7 protein-coding genes are annotated in these 6,976 nt (G+C 66.4%); 4 read left to right on the top strand and 3 right to left on the bottom strand.

Translation table 11 applies throughout. The annotated features are described in order from the left end of the window. Window positions 1-93 precede the first annotated feature (93 nt). Window positions 94-1,665 (bottom strand): HAMP domain-containing sensor histidine kinase, encoded by a 1,572-nt coding sequence (locus EOA79_RS27595; RefSeq protein WP_095825140.1) that lies wholly within the window; start codon window positions 1,663-1,665, stop codon window positions 94-96. Continuing rightward, the gene (locus EOA79_RS27590; protein ID WP_067323595.1) at window positions 1,653-2,351 is read right to left on the bottom strand and encodes a response regulator transcription factor; all 699 of its coding nucleotides are present in this window, start codon (window positions 2,349-2,351) and stop codon (window positions 1,653-1,655) included. The genes EOA79_RS27595 and EOA79_RS27590 overlap by 13 nt, the downstream gene beginning before the upstream one ends. A gap of 639 nt (window positions 2,352-2,990) precedes the next feature. Between EOA79_RS27590 and EOA79_RS27580 the strand changes: the two genes are divergently transcribed. Further along, entirely contained in the window at window positions 2,991-3,872 is an 882-nt protein-coding gene (locus EOA79_RS27580) for a CoA ester lyase (protein WP_164748342.1), read from the top strand. A gap of 56 nt (window positions 3,873-3,928) precedes the next feature. Beyond that, window positions 3,929-4,135, top strand: a complete 207-nt coding sequence (locus tag EOA79_RS27575) for a DUF1737 domain-containing protein (protein WP_095776719.1) — start codon at window positions 3,929-3,931, stop codon at window positions 4,133-4,135. 25 nt (window positions 4,136-4,160) lie between these two features. On the opposite strand, the gene EOA79_RS27570 is transcribed toward EOA79_RS27575, so the two are convergent. Then, on the bottom strand, window positions 4,161-4,598 hold the full coding sequence (locus tag EOA79_RS27570) for a metallopeptidase family protein (protein WP_066991616.1): 438 nt from the start codon (window positions 4,596-4,598) through the stop codon (window positions 4,161-4,163). Between the two features lie 183 nt (window positions 4,599-4,781). Between EOA79_RS27570 and EOA79_RS33805 the strand changes: the two genes are divergently transcribed. Together EOA79_RS33805 and EOA79_RS27560 are read left to right on the top strand one after the other, a co-directional pair. Further along, the gene (locus EOA79_RS33805; protein WP_095825209.1) at window positions 4,782-5,882 is read left to right on the top strand and encodes a hypothetical protein; all 1,101 of its coding nucleotides are present in this window, start codon (window positions 4,782-4,784) and stop codon (window positions 5,880-5,882) included. Beyond that, on the top strand, window positions 5,824-6,976 hold a 1,153-nt coding region (locus EOA79_RS27560), incomplete at its 3' end, for a DNA polymerase Y family protein (protein ID WP_164893967.1). The genes EOA79_RS33805 and EOA79_RS27560, both read left to right, overlap by 59 nt.

Raw genomic sequence — 6,976 nt, 5'->3', positions numbered from 1 at the left:
CTTCGCGCAGATAGTAGGCGACCGAGGACCCGACGATGGCGCCGCCGATGATGACGATGTCGTAACGCACTTTGTTCTCCGATTCACCGGTCCTCACGCGACCGGCAAATTGATCTCGAAGCGCGCGCCGCGTTCGGAGTCAACCAGCGTTATCGTGCCATCATGTGCTTTCAGGAGGGCCAGCACGATGCCGAGGCCCATGCCGGTGCCGCCGGCCTCGCGTCTTGTGGTGAAGAACGGCTCGAATATTCTTGCGCGATTGGCCGCCGAAATGCCGCCGCCGTCGTCGTCGACGTGGAGGGCCACCCTTTCGCCCGCCTTTTCGGCGCCGACCGTCACCTGCTTCGCGCCGTGCCGTGCGGAATTGTCGATGAGGTTGGCGAGCACGATCGCGAGATTCTCGCCCGAGATGCCGAGGCCGATATCGCTGCCCGATTCGACGCGTACCTCCAGCCTGGCGTCGACCGGCAGCAGCGCCAGCGCCGCGCCGATTGTCGTGCTTTCGCCGCTCGGCGCCAGGTTTTCCGCGCGCGCCAGTTCGAGCAGCCGGCGTACCAACAGATTGAGCCGTCCGGCATCGGTGACGATGTTATTGGAAAAACGCCGTCGCTCGGTCTCGTCCATCGTCCCGCCGGAATCCCTGAGCAGCTCGGCCGCGCCCTGGATCGCCGTCAGCGGCGATTTCAGCTCGTGCGAGACATGGGTGGCGAAGGTCTGGATGCTGTCGGAGCGCGCCTGGAGTTTTTGCGCCATGTCGAGAAAGGCGGCCGACAGGGCCGCCATCTCGCGCGTGCCGTGATGGGCGAGTGGCCGCATTGCCTCGCGGTCGCCGGCGGCGATGCGTTTGGTGCGCTCGATCAGCGCGTAGATCGGCCGGCTGACGGTGCGGATGAACACCAGCGCGATCAGCAGCGTGCCGCCGAGAATCGCGATCGCCGCGAGCGTGACCTTGCCGCGCTCGCCATAGAGATGTTTCACGATGTTGTTCGGCGTTCGCGACATATAGACCACGCCGGCGACCCTGCCGTCGAGTTCGACCGGCAAGGCGACGAAGACGCGCACCTTGGTGCCGCGACTCACCGAATAGAGCGGCGGCGGCGGCTGGTCGGGGATCCGCAGGCGAAGCTCGCTTGCATAGGCGCCTGCGAGCGCCTGCCGCACCTCCTCGACCGCAACGAAAGACTGTCCGACCTCACCGCCGCCGGCAATCACCACGCCATGCGGATCGAGCAGCCGGAAGCCGGCAAGCGTTGTCTTCTGCGCCTCGTCCAGAATGCCGTCGAGCTTTGCGCCTATGGCCGCGAAGTCCGGATCGGCGGTGGCGGGAACGGCCGCCGGTCGCGACGGCATGACATTGTCGGAGGCAAGGTCGAGCTGCGGCTCGATCGGCTGATAGGGGTAATTATTGTCCCTTGCCGGATCCGCCGAGATCGGCGTTCCCAACCGTTCCGGTGCAATGCCGGCCGCGCGCACCGCATCGGCATAGACGGCGGCAATCACCGCGCCCTGTGCGATGAGCTCGCCCTCGGTCTGGCGGATCAGCTGGTTTTCATAGAGCCGGAAGAAGAACAGGCCGACCAGCGGCAGCGCCATCACCACGATCAGGATGGCGACGACCACGGTGGCGAGCCTGGGCCGCCATTTCTCCTTGCTCAGCCACCGCATCGGCCGAGCCGGAAGCCGACGCCATGCACGGTCGCGATCGCATCCGAACAGCCGACCGCCGCCAACTTGGCGCGGATGTTGCGGATATGGCTGTCGACCGTGCGTTCCGAGACATGGATGTTGGATTGGTAGGCATTGGCCATCACCGCATCGCGGCCAAGCACATGCTGCGGGCGGCCAAGAAAACCTTTCAGAATCGCGAACTCGATCGCTGTTAGGGTGAGCGGCTTGCCTTCAAAGCTCGCAGCATGACTTGCCGGAACCAGCACGAGCTTGCCATGCGCGAACTGACGGTCGTCGGCGTCTTCCTCCACCACCGCCGGGCGCGCCCGCCGCAGGATGACGTTGACGCGGGCAACCAGCTCGCGTGGGCTGAACGGTTTCGTCACATAGTCGTCGCCGCCCATTTCAAGGCCGAGGATACGGTCGATTTCTTCATCGCGGGCCGACAGGAACAGCACCGGCACGTCGGAGCGCTGCCGCAGCCTGCGGCAGACCTCCAGCCCGTCCATCTCCGGCATGCCGATGTCGAGCACGATGAGGTCGGGCGCGCGGCGCTCGACCGCTTGCAGCGCGGCGGCGCCGTCGGCGACGGCGGCCGTCTTCATGCCGGCCTTTTCCAGCGCGAAGCAAATGATCTCGCGGATATGCGGATCGTCGTCGGCGACGAGGATGTTGTGCGGCATGGAATCTGCAGCTCGCTGAATACGGTTTTGTCATGGCAGGATTAGCAAGCGGGCCGTGCTTGTCGAGAGCGCGCAAAGGCCGCCAGTCGTGAAAGCTGGCGTCAAGACCGAACCGTCCCGAGCGCCGCCGCTCGCATGGCATGCCGCAGCCGTGATCTTGGGATGAAAGGAAGCATGACCGCCGTGATGCGCGGCCTCTGCGGCTCGACCAACCACCAGCCTTCGTTGCGGAGGCGCCGGGGCAGGGGACCAGCGGGATCTGTGATGTGTTCGCATGCCGCCTGTTTCGCCGGCGGCTGCGGAAAGCGCGCGGCGGATTGGAGGAGGTTTTCCGCAAGGATTTGCAGATTTCGTGCAGGAGCAAAGTCGTTTCAGGCTGGCGCCGCCTCTCACCTGCCTGCCGGCATCCTCTCCCCGTATAGTGACGGGGAGAGGGGCGCTGCCATCGCCGGCTTCGCCAATCGCCAGCATTGCAGGAGCCGACATCGCGGCCAGGCCCTTTCTCCCCGTCACTATACGGGGAGAAATGCCCGGCAGGGCAATGAGGGGCGGCGCCGGCTTCGACAATTAGCCAGAACGCAAATGAGTTCTATGGTGCCGCGCCTTGCCTCGCCCGCTGCAAGCCGGCATAGATCGGTCATGACCTCTGACACCTACCGCCCGCGCCGCTCGGTGCTCTACGTGCCCGCTTCGAACGACAAGGCGCTGGCCAAGATCCCGTCCTTGGCCTGCGATACCGTCATCATCGACCTCGAGGATGGCGTGGCGCTGGCCGACAAGGTTTCCGCCCGCGACAAGCTGACCGGCATCCTCGCCGCGCGGCCGGCGCGCCGCTGCGAGATGGTGGTGCGCATCAATCCGCTCGGCAGTGAATGGGGCATCGACGACCTGTTGACCGTCGCCAAGGCAGAGCCCGACGGCATTCTTTTGCCCAAGATCGGAACGCCGCGCGACATCCTCGAGGCCGGCGACCTGCTCGACGACAATTTCGCGCCGGATATCGTGAAACTGTGGGCGATGATCGAGACGCCCAAGGCGCTGCTCAACGTCGGCGCCATCGCCGAGCTTGGCCGCGATCCCGCCTCCCGCCTCGCTTGTTTCGTCGCCGGAACGAACGATCTGGTGAAGGCAACCGGCATTCTGGCGACGCCCGACCGGCGCTATCTCACGCCCTGGCCGCTGCAGCTTGTGCTCGCCGCCCGCGCCGGCGGCCTCGACGTGATCGACGGCGTCGCCAACGACTTTCGCGACCTCGACGCCCTCGCGCGGGAATGCGCCGACGCGGCCGCCATGGGTTTCGACGGCAAATCGCTGATCCACCCCGCCCAGATCGAGCCGGCGAACCGCGCCTTTGCGCCGGCGCCGGAGGCCCTGGCCAGGGCGCGCGCGATCAGGGAGGCGTTCTCACGGCCCGAAAATGCCGGCAAAAGCGTCATTGCGCTGGACGGCCGCATGGTCGAGCGGCTGCATCTGGCGGAAGCCGAGAAACTTCTGGCGAAGGCCGCAATCATCGGCGCATGATGCGCTCGAGCGATTCCAGCAAAGATAGACAAGCATTGGTCACGACAGGGTCGAAAATGAAACTCTACCGCTTTCTGTCCGGTCCGGACGATTCCACTTTCTGCCATAAGGTGACGGCGGCCCTGAACAAGGGCTGGCACCTGTTCGGCTCGCCGACCTATGCCTATGACAAGACGACCAAGTCGATGCGCTGCGGCCAGGCCGTGGTGAAGGATATCGAGGGCCAGGAATACACCTCGGACACCAAGCTCAGCGATTGGTAGGAAAGGGCGGCAGCCCTCTCATTCGTCACCCCGCCGCTGCCTGCTCGGCCGCTTCCTCGATCCGCTCCATGTCGTCGTCCGACAGGCCGAAATGGTGGCCGATTTCGTGGATCAGCACGTGGGTGACGATGTCGCCCAGCGTCTCCTCGTTCTCGGCCCAATAGTCGAGGATGGCGCGGCGGTAGAGCGTGATGCGGTTCGGCCCCTCGCCGGTTTGCGGGTTCCAGCGCTCGGCGATGCCCCGCCCCTCGAACAGGCCAAGCAGGTCGAAGGGCGTCTCCAGCGACAGGTCGTCCATGATCTCGTCGGTCGGAAAATCGGCGATCTGGATGATGATCTCGCCGGTGAGCTTGCGGAACTCCTCCGGCAGATGGGCGTAGGCCTCCAGCGCCAGAAGTTCCATCTCATCCATCGATGGCGAGAGTTGGTCATGCCAGATGCGGGTCTTGTAGATGCGGGCCATGAGGTTTCCTTTGACCTCGGCATATAGGCTTTCGCGCCGGTGGAGGCAAATGGGCCCGGCTGGCTGGGTCTTGGAAGCTGAAAGACGAAGGAATAAATTCCTTGCGACTCCGCTTGACTCTTCCAGGCCCCTCTGGAATCTATAAGAACATAACAGGAACAACTACTGCCGGAAGTGAACGTCATGGCGATAAGCGCCGTGGCGCGGGAAACTGTTTTTGCCCTGCGCCGCCAGATCGCGAAGATCGAGGGAACGCTGCCCGAGCGCCTGGAAGCGCCGGCTTCCGGCGCGCCAAAAGCGATTCCAGGAACAGTGCGAAGCGGTTTTCCGTCCGGACTTGCGGAAAAACAAATAGCTGGCGATGCCGCGGGATCGGATGTCACCCCCGAAATCACCATCGTCCGGCGCGGCCTCGCTGTGGCCTCGCCGGATGCCTTCCTGCATACCGGCGTAGAACGCCTCGACACCGCCCTCGGCGGCGGCCTGCCCAAGGCGGCGCTCAGTGAAATCCATGGGCTGGAGACCCGCGATGCCGGCGCCGTGGCCGGCTTTGCGCTGTCGCTCGCCAGCCTGATCCTCCAACAGAAGCAGGGCCTGCCGGTCCTCTGGATCGGAACGGCGGAGATTTTCCGCGAGGCCGGCTTTCCCTATGCCAGGGGCCTCCACGCCTTCTTCGGCATCGAGCCCGAACAATTGCTGTTTTCCGAAGCGCCGAAACTGCTCGACGCGCTGTGGATCGCCGAGGAGGCCGCCCGCATGACGGCCTTCGCCGCCGTCATCCTCGAGATCCGCGGCAGCCCCCGGCTTCTCGACCTTACCGCGACGCGGCGGCTGCACGCCCGCGCCCAGAGCGCCGGCCGGCCAGTATTTTTGCTGCGTCAGGCCGGCCAGGCCGAGCCCACCGCGGCGCCCGTGCGCCTCATTGTTTCGGCAGCGCCCGCGGCGAGCCGCGAAACGCTCGCCGGCGCGCTGGCCGGCTCGATCGGCCGCCCCGCCTTCACCGTCGATATCGGCAAGAGCCGCACGGCCCTGCCCGGACAATTCACACTGGAGTGGAACCCCGATGAGCACGCTTTTGCCGAAAGAAGGCCCGAGGAAGAGCGGGCAACGAATTCTGTCGCTGTGGTTCCCCTATCTTTGCGCGGAGCGGATCCTGCGCCAGCGTCTGGGGCGGTCCTGGCGTTCCCGGCCCTCGCATCCCCTGCCCCCATCTTACCCACCGCTTGTGATCAGCCATCGCGACAGCAACGCCCAGCGCATCGCAGCCCTCGACGAGCGGGCTGAGGCGCTGAAGCTGAAGCGCGGCATGGGCATTGCCGACGCGCGCGCCATGCATCCGTCGATCGATGTGGTGGAGGCCGACCCGGAAGCCGACCGCCGCCTGCTCGAAGGCCTCGCCGACTGGTGCGACCGCTACACGCCGCTGGTGGCGATCGACGGCGAGGACGGGCTGTTTCTCGACGTCACCGGCTGCACGCACCTGTTTGGTGGCGAGCGGGCCATGCAGGACGAGATCCTCACCCGTTTCTTCCAGCAGGGTTTCGATGTTCGCGCCGGCCTCGCCTCGACGCCGGGCGCCGCCTGGGCGGCGGCGCGCTTCCACGGCGACCGCATCGTTGCCGGCGGCGAGGAGGCGGCGCTGCTTTCGCCCCTGCCGCTTTCGGCGCTGCGCATCGCGCCGGAAACCCGCGCCAGCCTGGAAAGCGTCGGCCTGCGCACGGCGGGGGCGGTGATGGCCGCACCCCGCGCGCCGCTCGCCCGCCGCTTCGGCGCCACCTTGCTTCTGCGCCTCGACCAGGCGCTCGGCCGGCTCGACGAGGCGGTGTCGCCGCGCCTTCCCGTGGCGCCGCTCTCGGTCGAGCGCCATCTTGCCGAGCCGATCGTGCTCACCGACGACATCGAGCGGCTGGTGAGCCGGCTTGCCGTTGCCTTGAAGGCCGACCTCGAGCGCCGCGGCGAAGGCGCGCGGGCGCTCGCCCTTCTCCTCTTCCGCGTCGACGGCGCCGTCAGCCGCATCGCGGTCGGCACCTCGCGGCCCATGCGCGAGCCGCAGCTGATCCGAAAGCTGTTTCACGAACGGCTGACCGCGCTGGAACAGACCATCGATGCCGGCTTCGGCTTCGACCTCGTGCGGCTGTCGGTGCTTTCGGTCGCCGCCTTCGACATGCTGCAGGCCGACCTTGCCGGCGAGACAAGCGACGATGACGCCGACATCGCTTTATTCGCCGACCGCGTGCGTGCCCGTCTCGGCGAAGCCGCCGTGCTGAAGCCGGTCGTCGTCGATAGCCACCTGCCGGAGCGCGCCGTTACCACGGTTCCTTTCGCGGAGGCGCCGCAAAGGCGCAGGCCGCCGAAGCCCGACCGGACAGCACCGCCGA

Source organism: Mesorhizobium sp. M1A.F.Ca.IN.020.03.2.1, from assembly GCF_004023205.1.
Taxonomy (GTDB): domain Bacteria; phylum Pseudomonadota; class Alphaproteobacteria; order Rhizobiales; family Rhizobiaceae; genus Mesorhizobium.
Note: the sequence above shows the minus strand (reverse complement) of the source record. Positions and strands in the feature narration are given on the sequence as shown.

Excerpts from the sequence above, each read along its gene's own strand:
- EOA79_RS27590 (WP_067323595.1), bottom strand. The coding sequence starts at position 2,351 with ATGCCGCACAACATCCTCGTCGCCGACGACGATCCGCATATCCGCGAG.
- EOA79_RS27580 (WP_164748342.1), top strand. The coding sequence starts at position 2,991 with ATGACCTCTGACACCTACCGCCCGCGCCGCTCGGTGCTCTACGTGCCC.
- EOA79_RS27575 (WP_095776719.1), top strand. The coding sequence starts at position 3,929 with ATGAAACTCTACCGCTTTCTGTCCGGTCCGGACGATTCCACTTTCTGC.
- EOA79_RS27570 (WP_066991616.1), bottom strand. The coding sequence starts at position 4,598 with ATGGCCCGCATCTACAAGACCCGCATCTGGCATGACCAACTCTCGCCA.
- EOA79_RS33805 (WP_095825209.1), top strand. The coding sequence starts at position 4,782 with ATGGCGATAAGCGCCGTGGCGCGGGAAACTGTTTTTGCCCTGCGCCGC.
- EOA79_RS27595 (WP_095825140.1), bottom strand. The coding sequence starts at position 1,665 with ATGCGGTGGCTGAGCAAGGAGAAATGGCGGCCCAGGCTCGCCACCGTG.